This window comes from Propionivibrio pelophilus DSM 12018 (assembly GCF_059569095.1).
Genome location: NZ_JCANUT010000012.1, coordinates 1 through 16,924 on the forward strand (window position 1 = coordinate 1; position 16,924 = coordinate 16,924).

Annotated in this window: 16 protein-coding genes and 1 tRNA gene; 10 read left to right on the forward strand and 7 right to left on the reverse strand. The window is 55.1% G+C overall.

Annotation, left to right across the window (positions count from 1 at the left end; all coding sequences use genetic code 11):
• Positions 1-363, reverse strand: a 363-nt coding sequence (locus BO74_RS07325; RefSeq protein WP_496441184.1) for an HVO_A0114 family putative DNA-binding protein, incomplete at its 3' end; no start/stop codon positions are given.
• Complete coding sequence (locus BO74_RS07330; RefSeq protein WP_496441185.1) at positions 360-659, reverse strand: toxin-antitoxin system TumE family protein; 300 nt, start codon at positions 657-659, stop codon at positions 360-362. The genes BO74_RS07330 and BO74_RS07325, both read right to left, overlap by 4 nt.
• Here BO74_RS07330 and BO74_RS07335 point away from each other — a divergent pair.
• From BO74_RS07335 to BO74_RS07375, 9 genes are all read left to right on the forward strand, one after another.
• Complete coding sequence (locus BO74_RS07335) at positions 640-1,038, forward strand: hypothetical protein (protein ID WP_496441187.1); 399 nt, start codon at positions 640-642, stop codon at positions 1,036-1,038. The two genes, BO74_RS07330 and BO74_RS07335, sit on opposite strands and share 20 nt — an antisense overlap.
• Entirely contained in the window at positions 1,035-1,319 is a 285-nt protein-coding gene (locus BO74_RS07340) for a hypothetical protein (RefSeq protein WP_496441188.1), read from the forward strand. Before BO74_RS07335 ends, BO74_RS07340 begins: the two co-directional genes overlap by 4 nt.
• Before the next feature lie 334 nt (positions 1,320-1,653).
• Positions 1,654-2,154, forward strand: coding sequence for a hypothetical protein (locus BO74_RS07345; RefSeq protein WP_496441189.1), 501 nt, complete (start codon positions 1,654-1,656; stop codon positions 2,152-2,154).
• Positions 2,151-3,872, forward strand: a complete 1,722-nt coding sequence (locus BO74_RS07350; protein WP_496441190.1) for a type IV secretion system DNA-binding domain-containing protein — start codon at positions 2,151-2,153, stop codon at positions 3,870-3,872. The genes BO74_RS07345 and BO74_RS07350 overlap by 4 nt, the downstream gene beginning before the upstream one ends.
• Positions 3,873-4,144: 272 nt before the next feature.
• Positions 4,145-5,551, forward strand: a complete 1,407-nt coding sequence (locus tag BO74_RS07355) for an AAA family ATPase (RefSeq protein ID WP_496441192.1) — start codon at positions 4,145-4,147, stop codon at positions 5,549-5,551.
• A gap of 163 nt (positions 5,552-5,714) precedes the next feature.
• Positions 5,715-6,056, forward strand: coding sequence for a hypothetical protein (locus BO74_RS07360; RefSeq protein ID WP_496441193.1), 342 nt, complete (start codon positions 5,715-5,717; stop codon positions 6,054-6,056).
• A 302-nt stretch (positions 6,057-6,358) separates the two neighbouring features.
• Positions 6,359-7,072, forward strand: a complete 714-nt coding sequence (locus tag BO74_RS07365) for a hypothetical protein (protein ID WP_496441195.1) — start codon at positions 6,359-6,361, stop codon at positions 7,070-7,072.
• 371 nt (positions 7,073-7,443) lie between these two features.
• Positions 7,444-7,839, forward strand: coding sequence for a hypothetical protein (locus BO74_RS07370; protein ID WP_496441196.1), 396 nt, complete (start codon positions 7,444-7,446; stop codon positions 7,837-7,839).
• A gap of 39 nt (positions 7,840-7,878) precedes the next feature.
• Positions 7,879-8,703: an SIR2 family NAD-dependent protein deacylase gene (locus BO74_RS07375; RefSeq protein ID WP_496441197.1), complete on the forward strand. Its 825-nt coding sequence runs from the start codon at positions 7,879-7,881 to the stop codon at positions 8,701-8,703.
• A gap of 104 nt (positions 8,704-8,807) precedes the next feature.
• On the opposite strand, the gene BO74_RS07380 is transcribed toward BO74_RS07375, so the two are convergent.
• From BO74_RS07380 to BO74_RS07400, 5 genes are all read right to left on the reverse strand, one after another.
• Positions 8,808-9,446: a hypothetical protein gene (locus BO74_RS07380; protein ID WP_496441199.1), complete on the reverse strand. Its 639-nt coding sequence runs from the start codon at positions 9,444-9,446 to the stop codon at positions 8,808-8,810.
• Positions 9,447-9,519: 73 nt separating this feature from the next.
• The gene (locus BO74_RS07385; RefSeq protein WP_496441200.1) at positions 9,520-10,506 is read right to left on the reverse strand and encodes a helix-turn-helix transcriptional regulator; all 987 of its coding nucleotides are present in this window, start codon (positions 10,504-10,506) and stop codon (positions 9,520-9,522) included.
• 1 nt (position 10,507) lies between these two features.
• Entirely contained in the window at positions 10,508-11,980 is a 1,473-nt protein-coding gene (locus tag BO74_RS07390; RefSeq protein ID WP_496441202.1) for a DUF2779 domain-containing protein, read from the reverse strand.
• 71 nt (positions 11,981-12,051) lie between these two features.
• A complete protein-coding gene (locus BO74_RS07395; RefSeq protein WP_496441203.1) occupies positions 12,052-14,142 on the reverse strand; it encodes an AAA family ATPase in 2,091 nt (696 codons plus the stop codon).
• Between the two features lie 712 nt (positions 14,143-14,854).
• A tRNA-Arg gene (locus BO74_RS07400) sits at positions 14,855-14,929 on the reverse strand.
• A gap of 87 nt (positions 14,930-15,016) precedes the next feature.
• Here BO74_RS07400 and BO74_RS07405 point away from each other — a divergent pair.
• Positions 15,017-16,921: an ATP-binding cassette domain-containing protein gene (locus tag BO74_RS07405; protein ID WP_496441205.1), complete on the forward strand. Its 1,905-nt coding sequence runs from the start codon at positions 15,017-15,019 to the stop codon at positions 16,919-16,921.
• The last annotated feature ends 3 nt before the right edge of the window (positions 16,922-16,924 follow it).

Genomic DNA, 16,924 nt, shown 5'->3' on the forward strand with positions numbered 1-16,924 from the left:
GGCCTGTAGGCTGAACCGATTGGCAGTTGCCCGGACTTCTTTCATGCGTCCGTGTCCAGGCAGTACCTTATCGGCAATCGTCACTAGCCCCGCCCGCTCCAGCTCATCAACGTCGCGCTTCACGGCGCTGCGGTCTCGATGCAGTCGTTCGGAAATCTGCGTAATCGATCCCGGCATTTCTTTCACTGCCCGGAACAGCGCCAAGCGAGCCGCCGTAATGAGCTTCATCACGTCAGCCGGGTCTTCAAAGCTGATAATGCGCTCATCAGGTAGCTGTTCGCCACGATCCGCCGCCTTGGCCAACTGACGGCCACGCTTGAAGAAATCTTCTTCCGTCCCGGTCTTGATGGTGAGCTTGGTCATTTGCTGTCCTTCAGTGCAATCCAGTCTTGTTCAAAACGATCTTCAGTGTCTTCGAAGCTGACAAACTCAATAGGTTCCACGACGCCGAAATAGTGGCGATGGTGTCCGTCATGGGCGTTGTCGTAACCCACAACACGCCCATTGTCACCAGCATGGATGTTGTGATTGATGTAGGCGAGGTTGTACCGAGTGATCTTCCCCGTGACCTCATCAACCCAGATTTCCCGGCGCAGTTTTCCATTCCCTCGCTTGTCGGAAATCTTGTGGGATTCATCGATGATTTTTACGTCAGCCATGATTTATCATATCACGGCTGGTAAAAACCGAAAATCTGCGCCCTGTGGTTTTTCGTTTCGCGTTGGCGACATTCAAGGTGTCACCAACCAACAGGAGCCCCAGATGAAGCTACTCAAACCCTCCACGTCGTTTTCCACACTTCCCATTAAAGTAGGCGCCGACCTAGCCAAGCGGCTAGTTGCCGTCCAAGCAGCCGCGCGCGATCGCGGCCTCACGCTCGATATCGACGCGCCCCTTGCAAGGGCGCTAACGCGCCTCGTTAAGCAAGCCGAGGCGGAACTTAACCTCACCTATTCCCTTGGCCAGGAAAACCCGCCAGAGCCCCCCGCAGGGGCGCTGGCGGCATCGGAAGGTTTTGGCGGAGGGGAACAGTCATGAGCGCCAGGCCCGACGACGAAGGCGACGACCACCAAGAACCAACCGCTGAAGAGTTGGAAGCCGGCCAACGCGAAGCGGAAGCGCTGCGGCAGAAAGTCTTCGACACCTGCAAAACGCAAGGGCGATGCAATCAGCCTTGGTCTTTTACTTGGCGTTATAAAGTGCCAGACGAGCTCAAGCGAGAGAAATGCAAAGGCGTCTGCCATTGCGAAGCGCATCAGCGTCGGCCAGTCACGTTTTTGTGTGACTTCACCGAAGACAAAACAATTACCATCTCTTAACCACCATCGAGGCAGCCGCGCAGAAGCGCAGCCAAACCCCCAGGGGGCGCAGCCCCCTGGACCCCCAAATCAAAAGCACAATGATTGACCGATAAAGCCGGCCAATCATCACACATCACGCAGCCTCCCGGCTGCACCCCTGCCGCCTGACTGGCGGCGAAGCCTTGCGGGGCAAGGCTTCCCGATGCATCACCCCATGCAGCATATTTTGCTGCATATGTGCAGCACCACAGCATAAAACCCTTGATCCCAATGGCTTTTTTCCCGCCGTGGCCGTGATGCATTTCGCGCGGGCGCCATTCTTAGTGTTTCCATCAAAAAAGGAGTGGTGTTTATGCCCAAACCAAAGCGCGCTTCCGTTCCGTTATCAGCAGAAATCCAGCGTGAACTTCGCGTTATGTCTGCCGAAAACGGACGCTCAACCGCATCGAATCTGGCCGATTTGATCGAAGCCGGATTGCAAAAAACGGACGTTTCCCAGCAACTAAACAACCTCAGAAACCAACTACAAACCCATCAACCCGAGAGCGTAAACGATGCCGAAATCCTGCCAAAAATCGAAAAAATCCTCAACGGTTTCCGTGCAGAAATCGCTGAAAAACTCGCAAAAACCGGAACAGAAAACCGCAACCAAGACGGCGTCTTTCTCCCCGAAGCGGCCGCCGCTTTGCTGTTTGAAGAAGCGTTTTTCTCTGCGAAGCTGAGTGCGGAAATCGTCGTCAACGCGTTACCCGGATCCCCCCCCAAACCCCCCGGCCAACTCATCTCGGCAGCGCGTCAAAAAGCAAAAGCCGCAATGGCTGACCTCATTAAATTGTGTCAGGAGCAACCATGAACAGCCTAAAAAAACTGTTGTTGATCGTCGTCGCTCTTGCGACATTCACCACACTTTTTTATAACCTGGTGTGGTCCCCGGAATGGCAAGTCAAGCACTGGCCGGAGACGCGGATCCGCGCTGAATACATCACAGCGACCGTAAAACAGGCGCTAAACACCAACAACCCCGCGCCCGATTTCGTTGCGTTCAGCGAACACAAAGACGTTGAAAAATCGATTTTCCTGCGCGTTTTGCTCAGCCTTTTCATTACTGTTGTGCTCGTCGCTGCACTGAATTTTGTTCCGCTGCTGGCTGGCTGGGGAAAAACCGAACGCCTCCGCGGTTCTCAACTGGTGCCCGTTCCCCAGTTGAAACGGCTGATTTGGTGGCGTGAGCACAAAAAAACGATTGGCATTTTTGCCATGTACATGCTCATCGGCGTCTGCCTCACGGCTTTCATTGCCTATAAAACGGGATCGATTTTTTCGATGCTCGGCGCGTTTTCAGCGGTCGGATTGTTTCTTTTTGCGCAATACATGAGCGCCGGAACGTTGCGCTCCGCTCAAAAAGTGAATATCGGCGGGGTGCCGATTCCTCTTGAACTTGAAGGCCGCCACATCCTGGTTGAAGGCACAACCGGTGCCGGCAAGTCGCAAGCGATTTATCAACTGATCGCCGCCGCGCGTGCGCGGGGCGATCGCGGCCTCGTTATGGACATCGGCGGCGCGTGTGCCAAACGCTTTCAGAGAAAGCATGACCTGCGCCTTGCCTTTGCTGGTGATGGCTTGAAATGGAATCCTTTCCTTGAAGTGAGATCGGCATTTGATTATCCAGAACTCGCCCGCGCCGCCATCCCGGAAGGCCAAGGCAGTGGCAAATCCTGGCACGAAAACGCCCGCCTGTTGTTCATGACCGTGTTTCAGAAGCTCTATGAAACCGGCGATCACTCGATTGAAAAGCTGCTTTATTACGTCAACCATGCGCCGATGGAAGAGCTAGGGCCATTTATTGAAGGCACCGCCGCCGCGGTCTTTGGGCAGAAGAACAACGAAACCGTGTTACAAAACACCCGCTCGGTTGCAGTCTCCTGCCTGCAATCCTGGGCCTTCTTGCCGGACGGCGGCGAGTTTTCAATCCGGGAGTGGATCCGCGCCAGCAAGCCGGGGCAATGGCTCTTTATCCAGTACAAAGACGATCAGATTGCCGCAATTCGGCAGCTGTTGGCGTGTTGGCTGCAATTGGCGATCACCGAAACGCTCAGCCTCGATGAAGAGAAGACCGTGCCGACATGGTTTATAGCGGATGAGTTTGACACCCTTGGGCAAGTCACCTCAGCGAAAGACGCGCTGACGAAACTACGTCGTTTTAATGGCCGGTGTCTCTTTGGCATTCAGACCGTAGCGCAGCCATGGGCGACCTACGGCCGCGAAATCGCCCAGGTATTACTCAGTTGCTTGTCGACAAAGCTCTATCTGCGCGCTGGGGATACCGACACCGCCGAATACTGCTCAAAGTCGCTCGGTGATGAGGAATTGCTTCGCAGCGAGCAAAGCCGCTCACGGCGCGGCCTACTGGGCCTTGGTGGGGATCCGTCGCGCAGCTCGGCGGATCGGCACGTTATAAATAAAATCGTGTTGCCGTCGGAACTTGAGCGTCTGCCTGATTTGGTTGGCTATCTGTCCATTGCAGGTGATTTCCCCATTGCAAAAGTGAAAATCCCCGTCTACAAGAAATAGCGTTTCGCCCCCTCGCCATTCTGAGTGTGTCCTTAATTGAATGGCGAGGTTTTCATGATCAACTGCAAAAACGTAGGTGCAGCCCAAGCAGAGAGTTACTACCGGGCTGACGACTATTACACCCAAGGCGATCCTCGCTGGCACTGAATAGCACGATCCCTTTCAAGCAACTGGACGGCGTAACCCCGCCGCGCGCTGAATCGGCTGGGGCGGCGTTAGCTTTTGCCGTCGCGCACCTGTCGGAGCGGGAAGCGGCGTGGACGGATGCCGAGTTGCAGCGCGCGGCGCTGGATGTTGGTTGGGGCTCTGCCTCGTGGAAAGATATTCAGCTGGCAACGGCACGCGCTGAGCTGAAAAGCCAGGTCATTCGAAAATTTGACGGCACCTTGACCACTGAGGCCGCGCAGCTCCGCGAGAAGAAAATCCTGCAAATCGAAGAACGGGGCCGCGGCACCGTTCCGGCGCTCGCGTCTGATCCTGTTGGCCTGCGTGCGGAACTGGAAAAAACGATTCTCAACGATCGGCAGCGCGGCGCGGTTGAAGCGATGTTGACCACTAAAAATCGCATTGCCGGTATTCAAGGGCTGGCCGGCGTTGGTAAAACGACGCTGCTTGATGAATTCCGCAAACACGCCGAAAACGCCGGTTTCCGGCTGGAAGGCGTCGCGCCGTCGCATAGTGCGGTGAAGGCGTTAGGCGAGGCGGGAATTGAAGGCAAGACGCTGCAAAGCTGGGAAGCGTCGGGCGGAAAACTCGACGACCGCACAATCCTGGTCGTTGATGAGTCGTCGCTGGTGAGTGCGAAACAGATGCACTTTGTTCTGAAACAAGCGGAGCGTTCCGGCGCCCGCGTCGTCCTGGTGGGCGATTCGGGGCAATATCAAGCCGTCGACGCCGGTAAGGCGTTTGCCCAACTGCAAAACGCCGGGATGCAGGTAGCGGTCGTTGACAAGATGCTGCGGCAGCAAGTGGACGAGCTGCGCGCGGTCGCCAAGCTGACCGCGGAAGGCAAGGGCGCGGAGGCGTTGTTGCGCCTGGGTGAGAAGGTGCAGGAAATCGGCAGCCGGGAAGATCGGCATCAAGCGATCGCAGCGCATTTTGCCCAGCTATCCGCCGATGACCGGAAAGATACGTTGATTTTGACCGGCTCGAACGCGGATCGACGCTCGCTGAATGCAGGTGTACGGTCTGTGCTCGGCCTGGCCGGAACGGGGGTAGAGGTTCAAGTCTTCGAGCGCGGCGACTTGACCTCCGCTCAGCAGCAACGGGCGGCGAGTTATCAAGTCGGTGACGCGTTACGCTTTGAAAAGGATTACCGGAGCCTTGGCGCCTGCCGTGGCGATGTCTGTAAAGTCGTGGACATCGATGTCAATCAAGTCGTGATTCAACATGTGGACGGCCGGCAAGCCCGCTTTGAGCCTGCGCTATTGTCTGGCAAGGGCTTTACCGTGGGCCGGGCGGAAGCGCGCGAGCTGGCCGCGGGGGATCGCGTGCGGGTGACGGGCGATATTGCCGCCCTGGACGACAAAACGACGCTTCGCAACGGGCAGCGAGCGTTGATCGTGTCGGCATCCGGCGATCGGTTAGCGGGCATTACGCGATTGACTAATTCACTGTCAGCTAAGGGGCGCTATGTAAACCTCTCCATAGCGACCCAATCCGGAAGTTCATCACCGTGACGACCCAATGGCCGGTTACTGAACTGAGAAGTCACTTTCCGCCTCAGAACGAGCAGCAGGTTCTTTTTCACGGTAGGTCTATTCGTTCTCAAACGGATGCGACGCATAATGTCGCATAGCCGGGCGAAACTACGTGTCATCGCTCTTACGGAAACACATCGACATGACATCGCAAGAAACCGTTCGGGACGTACTCAGAACGCTTGTTGCCAGGCAATGCTTCCCGCTCTGGGACTCTTTCGAAACCTATGAAAGAGCTTTGGGTGCGCAGTGCCCAGATCGCTCACGGGAGATTGCGTTGATTGTGTTAGCGCTCCAGAACGGAATTGTGAGCGAAATGTTTCGGTTACGGAACCGCCTCATTCTATCCATCCTCCTTCCGAAGCTCATTCGCTGGCTGGAACGTCAAAGCGATCTGACGCAACACGAGGCGAAATGGGCCGTAGACTCGTGGGCGATAGCGTTGGGACTTTTGCCTTTTGAGGACGAGGAGCTGAGCGATTAATCCCCTTCTATTGAATAAAGAAAAAACCAGGCAAATCAAAACAGGGTTTTCCGACGCCTTCCGAGCAGTAACGTTCATTCCGATACGGTTTTCTCGGGAGCTACCACATAAACGAATCAGCTGGAACAAGAGAGCACGGCTGACAGGTTCGGGAGGCTGGGCTTCTCACTATCCAGGCTAGCTAAAGGCTCTAACTTATGAGTTGGTCAGGAAATAGATATGACACCCCGATCGTAGGATTTGGAAGCACTGCTCATGAAATTATTAGACAGCAATATTCGTCGCCTATCGGGCAGTTCCTCATGCAATTGGATCGTCCCAGAAACACACTCTCACCGTGGCTACGCGACAATGGCGAGCATGAGCTTGTTCGTCGGTCACAACATATTCTGATGCTGGCAGACGATGACGCATTGGATCAGATCATCGCTTACTTAGGCAAAACACGACTAGCGATCAGATCTGATCCTGAATCATTCGTTACGTTGATTCTCATTGGCAGTGACTGCCTGAGAAATGTTGCCTTGGACGAGATCAAAGTGCTTCTTGGTCCTGCGCACGTTGTTCTACGCTTTTCCCGTAACCGCAAAGAATGGTTTCCGATCGAAAAAGTCAGCCAAGTTCTGAAGGTGCTTGTTCTTCCAATGCACCTTGACGAGGTCGTTGACTTCGATCTCGCAGCAGACTATCGGGATGTCTTTGCGAACGTTGGTGGACCAATTTCGGTCGCTGAATGGTTGATTGATGTTCGCTATGCGAAACCTCTTAAGGAGTTCTATAGATTTCTTGGATCGAGCAAGTTCTGGTCTATTTGCAATCAATCCTCGGCTTTTGTTTCACTACGAGGTAATGCCAGCTTACCCCTCCGTTTCAATCGGAGACTGGATGTCCTTGGCCGGGTGCATGAGCATATACGGTCTCCGGAAAAACTAACCTTGTCCATCTGTAATGACACTACACTTCCTCCGACTGTTGTAGCCTTTACGCTCTTTTCGGCGCGGAACTGCTGCGTCTAAGACGTTAGGACTGGCATTATTGACCATCGGTACCAATTACGTTCGGCAGATGTCGCGATGAGACGCATTGTGTCGCAACGGCCTGGAAAATTGAATTTATAGAGAAGAGCATCATCCATGGCCAGGCGAGCGAGAGTATCCAAGGAATCAGAGCTACGGGAGGTGCCACTCATTCGACCATGGCTGTTGCGCATATTAGTCACCCTTGGCAGACAGCGCGATTTTGCGCAATACCATGACTTTACTGACGATGCTTTGCAGGGAGTTGCTAACGTCGTTCGGCCAGAACTGGCAAATATTGTCTGGGACCAGAGCGCACCCAAAAGCGCCTGTGTGTCGACAGACATTTAGTGTTTCGCAAGGCATTATCTATGCGCAAAGAACTTGATGATCTGCTCTGCGAACGCTATCCCGATTTGTTTCGCGATAGACGCGCCAGTCCCCTCGAAAGCGGCATGTGCTATGGATTCGCCTGTGGAGATGGCTGGTTCGTTCTCATTGATCGTTTGTGCGCAGCGATTTCTGCCGATGTAAAAGCGGGCAACTCATCTCCGGTGGTGGTCACTCAAGTCAAAGAAAAATTCGGACGGCTGCGCTTCCGCTTTCGCGGTGGTGATGATGGAATTCGCCACCTTGTTAGGTTAGCGGAAAATCTATCGGAAACGACCTGCGAAATCTGCGGGCGATCAAGGGTCGCTCACATCAGCGCCAATCAGGGTGTTCTTTGCGCTGAATGCCTAGCTAGGGCATGTACCTCCAACCGTTAGTGTGAACAGCTGGGTAGTGAGTTCTGGAGATAACGTTCTATGTATGACGAGCTTATCAAGCGTGCCGCTGATCTAATTCAATTAGCAGATTCACTTTTGATTACCGCTGGAGCGGGCATTGGGGTCGATTCTGGTCTTCCGGATTTTCGCGGGGAACATGGTTTTTGGAGGGCGTATCCCGCTCTCGCAGCCACTGGCACGGACTTTATGTCCATTGCCAATCCGATTGCATTTCGGATAAGACCGGAACGCGCCTGGGGGTTTTATGGCCACCGACTCGAGCTCTATCGAGCGACCGCACCGCACCAAGGATTCGGAATCCTTAAAACATGGGCAGACCAGATGAAGCATGGTTGCTTCGTCGCTACCAGCAACGTCGATGGGCAATTTCAGAAAGCCGGCTTCGATCCAGACCAGGTGTTTGAAATACATGGATCGATCCATTACCTACAGTGTCTCGACGGCTGCGATGAACAAGTTTGGTCAGCCGATTATTTGGTGCCGAGGATTGATGAAAAGCATTGTCTCTGGACCGGGCCCTTGCCAACCTGTCCATCTTGCGGCCACCTCGCTCGTCCGAACGTGCTCATGTTCGACGATTGGCAATGGCAAGAACAGCGTTACGACATTCAACGTTCAAACTATGATTTTTGGTTGAATCAGACGGAGTCTCTCGTAGTTATCGAGGTGGGTGCGGGGGTGGATATTCCGTCGATACGCCGGATAAGCGAGGGGCAAGGGGCGCCGTTAATTCGAATCAATCCCCGCCAGTCTGAGATTCCCGACGGGGCTGGCGTAAGCTTGCCGTTTGGGGCTCTTGATGCTCTGAAGATGATTAACGAGGTGCTGGATTCCTCTAGGTAGAGGAGGAGTAAGCGGGTGACCACGCCCAGTTTGATCACCCGTTTGTTTGTTGCTAGCGCGAAGGAACGATGCCAACGCTCCAGCTAACTATTTTCTTGAGGGGCTCATGCATTGTTGCAGCTATTTCTATCTCTTGCGAAGCCCAGAACAATGATGCCGTAAGCGTACTGACCGTGATCCATCCGGTCGCTCGCTCTTCGCTCCACCTTGCCGGGGAAGGTATATGCCAAGAAATCTGGCTCCTGTTCGCGACACAAAGCTAGCGCTTTGCTAATTCCCTTCTCGATATAATTATTGTCAGCATCTTCATCAAATCGTGGGATCACAAAGACCATCGCATAGGATTTGTCCATAGGGTTGCGACATAGCTTATCCACGTCTTTTTTTGCCGTTTTGACGACGACGTCAAGCCTTTTTTTCAGAGTATCGACAGATCTGACAGTCAGTTTTGCCTCAATCAGAAATCGCTGCCTCTCAGAATTCCAGATAGAGAGATCAAGTCGTCCCGGGATGATTTTAGAATCGACTGATCTCTCGACGGCGCACTCCTCAAGCGCTACCCAACCGATACTGAAAGACGCTGCGGCTAATACCCCGACATTCGTTAGCTCCTTGTATGAATAGGGAGCGTGCGTTTCTCGTGTTGTCTCAAAGGTTCTACGCACTAAACCTGTCCAAGTCTTGAGTAGTTTGCGTAGCGGCTCTCCGGCAGCGGTCGTTTCGACGTTATCTTTGATCATCATGTCCTCGTGGGGGTACTTTTACACTCAGTTAGCTTCGCAGAAAAATGTATGCGTTTGGCACTATGCACTGAAATTAATGATGTTGCTTTCCATTCGATTGAATACTGGATTCCCGCTGAACATGTGACACAGCGTCCCCAAAACCACGTAGCCACCATTTCAGCATGGCGCTATCGACGACCGTCGCCGTAATTTGCAAATGTCCGTCTTCGAGCTCGACTACATCTTGGTCAAGGGATAGAGGCGTCTCCTTCAAATGTATTCCAGCATCCCGCTTGATGCGGAATGACAGTCGCACCAACTCACCTTCGCCGAACCTGAAACGCCCATCTTCATCGTATTGCTCGAGGTCGAACTGCTTTGGCCTGTCAAATGGCAACGTCGATATCTCCGCATCAACAATACGATGAAGCGCGAGGCTCCGTTCGTTATCGTAGCCGCGATAACGGCATACAAGGTAGAGGCGCGGCCCTTGCTGCGCTAGCCCTAGCGGCATGACCTCCACCTTGTTCCGCTTATCCGCTGCATTCCGGTAATCGAGCGTCAGCCAACGATTGCTATACAAGGCTTCACTGACCGCTTCGAATACGCCGGATGCGATCTTGGGGGGCAGTAACGGCTGGGTGGTCTCCACGACGCGCACCTTTCTTGGCCATTCACGCTCTAGTCGGGCGTTACTTTCTGGCCCCAGGTTTCGATGCGCCTGAGCAAAGAAACTGTCCATCGATTTCATCAGCCGCGCCGGCAGAAGATGCTTTAGATGCTCCTCAGCCAATAGCAAAAGAAGTGATTCCTGTGGTGTAAGATTGGGCACCGCGAGTGCCTTTGCCTGCTCAAGCCAACGATAGCCGTATGGTTTACTCCGCTCGTCGCGTTCGATTTCGAAGTGCTCACTGAGCATTTCGAGCTGCCTCTGAATGGTGCGGAGATCCCTGTCGATACCGGCGTCCTTGAGCTGACGATGTAATTCGCTTGCTGTCACCATACGACCTCGGGGAATCCGACGTAACAGTTCGACGGCAAGCAGGACGGTTTCGAGGGTATCTGGACGTTTGGCCATATCAATCCTTCAGGTTTGTTCCTGTAAAAACTGACCACAGACGCACTAGCGCGTAGGTATCAAGCTCACAGTAGGCCAGCAGTTGCTTTTCGAGATCGGCCTTTCGGGGTTGGCTCGTCTGAGGAGCAATCGCTTCCTCAAATGCTTCCATAGCCATCCCACCGTTCTTTACGCCGTCAAGGACGTCGTACTGCAACTCCGGGCAGAGCGCGGGTAATACCGCTTTAATGCTCCAACTGCCCTGCTGGCTGGGGTGGTAGTAATGTTCGCGAGCTACTGGCAACAAGTCGACGATGCGTTCATTCAACGCGAGAAGGGGCCGAGCCAAACGAGGATAACGCTCCGCCAGTTCACGGATACGGGCGCTCTCGAAACCTGCGTTATAGACAAAGATCGGACCTCGTTCGCCGCAGGCTGCAATCAGTTCCTCCGCAAAAGACCTGGAGGGGTCTTTCCCAGAAAGGTCAAGAAATGCTTTGTGCCCGAGCTTTCCAGTACGTGAAAGACGGTGCGCGCTGAACTGGAAGGGAATCTGTTGGTACGGGCGCGTGCCTTTCCAGAGGGGTACGGCGAACTGGATCGTCTCGAAATCGAGAAAGTAGGCCGGCAGCTTTTGATCGGCCAATGCCTTTGCCGCCGCGGCCTGATCGAAATAGGTTTGTCCGCTGAGCGTGACTGCTTTTACACGCTGTTGCTTGCTACTGAGCAATTCGTCGGGCAGATCACGCAGTTCGATGATCTGCCGAGTCTGGATATTCGCCGTTAGCTTCGCGCCGAGAAGTCCGGGCAGCCATTGAATCGGATGTCGGGCTTGTGGTTCACCGCTCCGGCAATAGGAATGAAAGCCGCATTCATAGGGTTTGCGACACTGTCCCCCGGTCGCAATGCAAGGCTCCTTTCGCCTCAAAACGATTTGTTGCGCTTCCGCTATCCACTCCCGTACCTCCTCACCACGTTGGAACGCGTTCTCCGTAAGATCGTGTTCGACGAGGAGGCCCTCGTAGTTTTCGTTCCCCGGATAGACCCAGGAACTGTCAATATGGGCTAAAGCGATAGCGGTAAGTGGCACGCCAGCGGCGCGAGCGAGGAAGGCCTGCACTGCGGCATCGTCGCGGTGATACTCGTGGACCGAGGTAGAGGACTTGACTTCAACCATACGCCATTGCAACCGGCCGCATTTCCTGACGGGGAGCATTACGTCGGCAAAGGCCAGCCCCCCCTCTGCACGAAAACCTGCTTCAAACACCGGTTGGGCTGATAGCAGCAATTCGCTGGTTCGAGCAAAAGCCCTGTCAAAACCCTCTGCTTGCGCGTCGATCAGGACGCCCTTGCCCTTAGGATCATATAGCTGCCGAGCGATATCACCGACCTGATGCCCAACCGTGAAACTGGCTTGTGTTGCCGCGGAATCCTCACGTAACTCCGGACGATGCACCTCAAGCCACAGTCGCCGTGGGCACTGCCGAAAAGCCATAAGCCGGGATTTCGAAAGGGGGCGCATTCTTTAAGCCATATTTTCCATCGATTATGCCACGCGGGAGGGGGTCACAAAAAGCCAATCGATGACTTTGTCCCAGTCTTCATCGCACATTCTGCCTCGAGTGCCGCAACCAGTGAATCAGGTGAAGCAATGGGACGAAAACGGTGCTGGCGCAATGCAGCGGCAAAATCACCGGGGGTAAGTTGTTGCAGGCGGGTGATTCTCGTCTGTAAATATGGCTGCGGTTGCGGAAGACTCAGCCCGCCGCAATGACGACAGAGCAGCTCCCAAGACTGATCGGGGCGCAGGAAATCGAATTTCACCTTGAGGTCAAAACGCCGCAGCGCCGCCGGATCTAGGCCGTCCATCAGATTGGTCGAAGCAATAAAGACCCCTGAAAATGACTCCATCTGCGTCAGCATTTCATTGACGAGACTTACTTCCCATCCGCGTTGAGAGGTGCGTCGATCCTGAAGGAAACTGTCTATCTCATCGATCAGAAGCAACGCGCCGTCCTGCTCCGCCTGACGAAAGGCCTGCGCGATGTTCTTTTCATTCCCCCCGACCCACATGGACATCAGATCGGAGGCTCGCTTCATCAGAAGCGGGAGACCGAGTTGTTCGGCAAGCCATCGCCCATAGGCCGTCTTCCCGGTTCCGGGAGGGCCGTACAAACAGAGTCTGCCCGCTCGTGCTGAAATGAGACCGGTGGTGACATGGGCGAGATCGGCATCGGCATGGATGAACACCGGATCATAGATTTCGGGCAAGTGATTCGCATCGGATTCTGAGAGTGCTTTATGCCCCTGTGCAGTGAGGGTGTTGCTCATCAGCCGCTCGAAGGCTTTGGCAAGGCCGTCCTGATCGAATTCATCGCGAATAGAGCGGACGACCGATGCAGCCCTGGTAACCACCGCCGGTGCCAAAGAGTCTGCTTCGGCAATTCGACGGATTCTTTTGACATCGAGAATATCTCCACAGGCGTCGCGCAAAATACGCTCACGTTGTGCCCTAGGCGGGATGGGCAGTTCAACCACCATATCAAAGCGACGGATGAAGGCCGGATCGAGCCCGTGAATGGAATTCGACAGCCACAGCGTTGGCACGGGATTCCCTTCGAGCATTCGGTTGATCCATGATTTGTGCACCTGCGCTGTACTCTTGCGTCCAAAGAAATTGTCACCGTCGTTGAAGACGTCCTCAACTTCATCGAAAGCAATCAGCGCTTTTTTTCGGGCGAAGAAGCTCTGTGTAGCTCGAAAAGCACGCAGGCGAGATTCAGCGCTGATCGGTGCTCCGTCAGCATTTTCGCTGGCCACCTCAAAGAGATCGCAGTCCAATTCCTCCGCTAGCGTTCGCGCTAACTGAGTCTTGCCGGTGCCCGGTGCCCCATGCAAAAAGATGTTTACCCCATTCTGGTGGGCGTTAGCGGCATGTCTAAGATATGGAATCAAAATCTCGAGTGAGAAATTGATATGACTGAAATCCGGCAGACTGAGGAGCCCCCGGCCCGCCTTGGAGACCGTGCCCCGTAATAGGCTAATCGGATCGGCGTCTGAGGACACCATCAGATCCGCGAAGCTATCCGACAATAACGACAATTTGCCGCGAAGCGTACTCGCAGAACTTCGATCGATCGACACCAGACCAGAACGTTCGAGAATCCCCTCAGTACTTAGCGCAGTGCGGATTTCCGTTTCGGGCAGATTTAAAATTATCGACAGAGCACGGAAAAGTTGGATTGATGAAAGTTGCCCGAGGCAATCAGCTGCTTCATCGAGAAGTTGATCGTTCCAGAGCAATACGGCGAACTCAAGAATTCGGCAGTCTGTTGGGAGAAGCTTGAGCAGTTCGGATAACCGGCGGACGTTATTGCTCAGGCAAACAGGTGCAGCTGCGTTAACAAACTTCATTTCCGCCGAACGGTGCAATTCCCGCAGCTCAGACCGAACGGCTTTCTGGTCGTAATCCTCAGTTGCCTGAGTAGCCCAGTGTCCTAAACCAATGGCCTCGGCCAGTGAATCGTCGGTTAAATCATGGAATCTCGCGAAATTGCGATGACCGCCAAGGGCAACCAGAATACGAAGCAGCCACAGACGAATGAGCGGCTCCAAGCGTGGCTCAATTTCCTTGCTTTCTCTCGTTCGCTTGGCCATGGATGATGCTCCTTTCTATGGGATCAATTATCCAGGCTGTTGCGACACAATGTGTCGTAACGAAAGGTCTAATGGCGCCCGAGCGAAGGCTCAATTCGCAAACGTGCCTTGGCGCGGTGGCGTGTCCATGGACATAAATTTTTATGAATGGTGGTTTGCGGCCCTAATCTACTATTGGTTTGCAGGGACAGTGGTGTCCCACAGATTGCCTGCGGACCATGCGGCGGGATTCAGAGTGGAACGGCCATCTGAATGGCAGTTTCTGCTGGGCAGTAACAGGCCGCTCTTGGCCGGGTCCTGAAATTCTCACAATCAAACTGATCGCCGAAAACCGGCCATTCGATTCCGCCTGGCACAGGAAATTTAGATGTAACTGCCACGGGCAGCTGATGGCCGATGGCGGCCTGATTGTGCGCTGGTCAAGACGTTAATAATCGGTGGTCAGGCGCGATAAGAATCTCCGGTCAGTTCCAGTGCAATTGGGTGGTCAAGTGACTTGAGAATCCGCAATTGCGCCAAAACTGCACCACTTCCCCCGGTATCGTTTGGGATTGTTGGTTATTTATTGCGCCAATTTTGCGCCACTCAGCCTTAAAAAATAGCCATTACCTGAGTTGTTTAGTTGGTTATTGAATGTTGTTAGCATGGTAATAAAAAACCCGCTAAGCCTTGAGCAGAGCGGGTTTTATGGGGTTTTTCTTTGTTTGTTTTTTGGCCTCCTCGACAGGAATCGAACCTGTATCTCACGCTTAGGAGGCGCGTGCACTATCCATTATGCTACGAGGAGATCAGGGCGCGTATTCTAGCATCAGCGCCAGCGCTTTTTCCCGATCCTGCCGTATGATTCGGCTCTTTTCCGCCGAGCTGATTTCCCATGCCGCATCTGATCCTCTCCGACGCTTCGTTGGCCTACGGCCATGTTCCCTTGCTCGATCACGCCGAATTGCAGATCGATCCTGGCGAGCGGGTGGCATTGATCGGGCGCAACGGCTGCGGAAAATCCTCGCTGTTGCGCGCCCTGGCGGGGCAAGGAACGCTGGACGACGGCTCGGTGTGGCGCGAGCCGGGGATTCGCCTGGGTTATGTGCCGCAGGAACCGCCGTTCGACCCGGCGTTGAGTGTGTTCGAGGCCGTGGTCGCCGGGATGGGCGATGTCTCGGCGCTACTCGCCGAATATCACGCGGTATCGCACGCGATGGCCGAGTCGTCGGCCGATCATGACGCCTTGCTCGAACGGCTGCATCACCTGCAGGGCGAACTGGAGGCGTGCAATGCGTGGTCGTTCGAGGCGCAGGCAGAGCGGGTGATCCAGCGTTTTTCGCTTGATCCCGATGCGTCTGTCGGTACGCTTTCGGGCGGACAGAAGAAGCGGTTGGCGCTGGCGCAGGCGCTGGCGGTGACGCCGGAACTGCTGCTGCTCGACGAGCCGACCAACCACCTCGACATCGGCGCAATCGAATGGCTGGAGGAATTGCTGCTGTCGTCTGGCGTCTCGCTGGTGTTCATCACGCACGACCGACGTTTTCTGGACCGGGTGGCGACGCGCATCGTCGAACTCGACCGGGGGCATCTGCAATCCTTCCCGGGGCGCTTTGCCGATTACCAGATGCGCAAGGAGCAGATGCTGCACGACGAGACGGTGCAGAACGCGAAGTTCGACAAGTTCCTGGCGCAGGAGGAGGTTTGGATCCGCAAAGGCGTCGAGGCGCGGCGCACGCGCAACGAGGGGCGCGTGCTGAGGCTGGAACAGTTGCGCCGCGAGCGGACAGCGCGGCGGGAGCGGCAGGGCAAGGTGGATCTGGCGCTCGACGCGGGCGACAAAAGCGGCAAACTGGTCGCCGAACTGGTCAATGTGAGCAAGAGCTTCGGCGACAAGCGCGTGGTGCGCGATTTTTCCTGCCGGTTGCAGCGTGGCGACAAGATCGGCCTGATCGGTCCAAACGGTGCCGGCAAGACGACGCTGCTGCGCCTGATCCTCGGCGAGCTGACGCCGGATGCCGGCACGGTGCGCCTCGGCACCAAGCTGCAGGTAGCGTACTTCGATCAGTTCCGCACGCAGCTGGACGAGGAGGCGGCGCTGGTCGATGTGATCTCGCCGGGCTCGGATTTCGTGCAGATCGGCAACGAGCGCAAGCATGTGATCGGTTATCTAGGTGATTTTCTTTTTGCCCCGGAGCGTGCGCGTTCGCCGGTGAAGTCGTTGTCCGGCGGCGAGCGTAATCGCTTGCTGCTGGCCCGGCTGTTCGCCCGGCCTGCCAACGTGCTAGTGCTCGACGAGCCGACCAACGACCTCGACATCGACACGCTGGAACTGCTCGAACAGCTGTTGCAGGACTATCCGGGGACGCTGTTTCTGGTCAGTCACGACCGGGCCTTTCTCGACAACGTGGTGACGCAGACGATTGCCGCCGAGGGCGACGGCTTCTGGCGGGAATACGCGGGGGGGTATCAGGACTGGGCGGATTACCAGGCGAAGCGCAGGGCCGAGGAAACGTCCGTGCCGGTCAGGCGCGTCGAAACCGAGCGGGCCGAGCCGGTGGCGAAGGTGCGGGCTGACGGCAATCGCAAGCTGAGCTACAAGGAAACGCGCGAACTGGCCGAGTTGCCGGGGCGGATCAGCGCGCTGGAGGACGAGCAGAAAGAAATCGGAATCCAGCTCGAAGACCCGGCGCTGTATCAGGCCGACCCGCTGAAGGCGAATGCGCTGTCGGAACGCCTGGCCGAAATCGACGACGAACTGCTCGTCCTGCTCGAACGCTGGGAAGAACTGGAGAAGTAGTCA

What these genes read in the sequence shown, in the direction of transcription:
- BO74_RS07360 (WP_496441193.1), top strand. Translation starts at nt 5,715, where the DNA reads ATGACATCGCAAGAAACCGTTCGGGACGTACTCAGAACGCTTGTTGCC.
- BO74_RS07335 (WP_496441187.1), top strand. Translation starts at nt 640, where the DNA reads ATGATTTTTACGTCAGCCATGATTTATCATATCACGGCTGGTAAAAAC.
- BO74_RS07365 (WP_496441195.1), top strand. Translation starts at nt 6,359, where the DNA reads ATGCAATTGGATCGTCCCAGAAACACACTCTCACCGTGGCTACGCGAC.
- BO74_RS07370 (WP_496441196.1), top strand. Translation starts at nt 7,444, where the DNA reads ATGCGCAAAGAACTTGATGATCTGCTCTGCGAACGCTATCCCGATTTG.
- BO74_RS07375 (WP_496441197.1), top strand. Translation starts at nt 7,879, where the DNA reads ATGTATGACGAGCTTATCAAGCGTGCCGCTGATCTAATTCAATTAGCA.
- BO74_RS07330 (WP_496441185.1), bottom strand. Translation starts at nt 659, where the DNA reads ATGGCTGACGTAAAAATCATCGATGAATCCCACAAGATTTCCGACAAG.
- BO74_RS07405 (WP_496441205.1), top strand. Translation starts at nt 15,017, where the DNA reads ATGCCGCATCTGATCCTCTCCGACGCTTCGTTGGCCTACGGCCATGTT.
- BO74_RS07390 (WP_496441202.1), bottom strand. Translation starts at nt 11,980, where the DNA reads ATGGCTTTTCGGCAGTGCCCACGGCGACTGTGGCTTGAGGTGCATCGT.
- BO74_RS07350 (WP_496441190.1), top strand. Translation starts at nt 2,151, where the DNA reads ATGAACAGCCTAAAAAAACTGTTGTTGATCGTCGTCGCTCTTGCGACA.
- BO74_RS07345 (WP_496441189.1), top strand. Translation starts at nt 1,654, where the DNA reads ATGCCCAAACCAAAGCGCGCTTCCGTTCCGTTATCAGCAGAAATCCAG.
- BO74_RS07340 (WP_496441188.1), top strand. Translation starts at nt 1,035, where the DNA reads ATGAGCGCCAGGCCCGACGACGAAGGCGACGACCACCAAGAACCAACC.
- BO74_RS07395 (WP_496441203.1), bottom strand. Translation starts at nt 14,142, where the DNA reads ATGGCCAAGCGAACGAGAGAAAGCAAGGAAATTGAGCCACGCTTGGAG.
- BO74_RS07385 (WP_496441200.1), bottom strand. Translation starts at nt 10,506, where the DNA reads ATGGCCAAACGTCCAGATACCCTCGAAACCGTCCTGCTTGCCGTCGAA.
- BO74_RS07380 (WP_496441199.1), bottom strand. Translation starts at nt 9,446, where the DNA reads ATGATGATCAAAGATAACGTCGAAACGACCGCTGCCGGAGAGCCGCTA.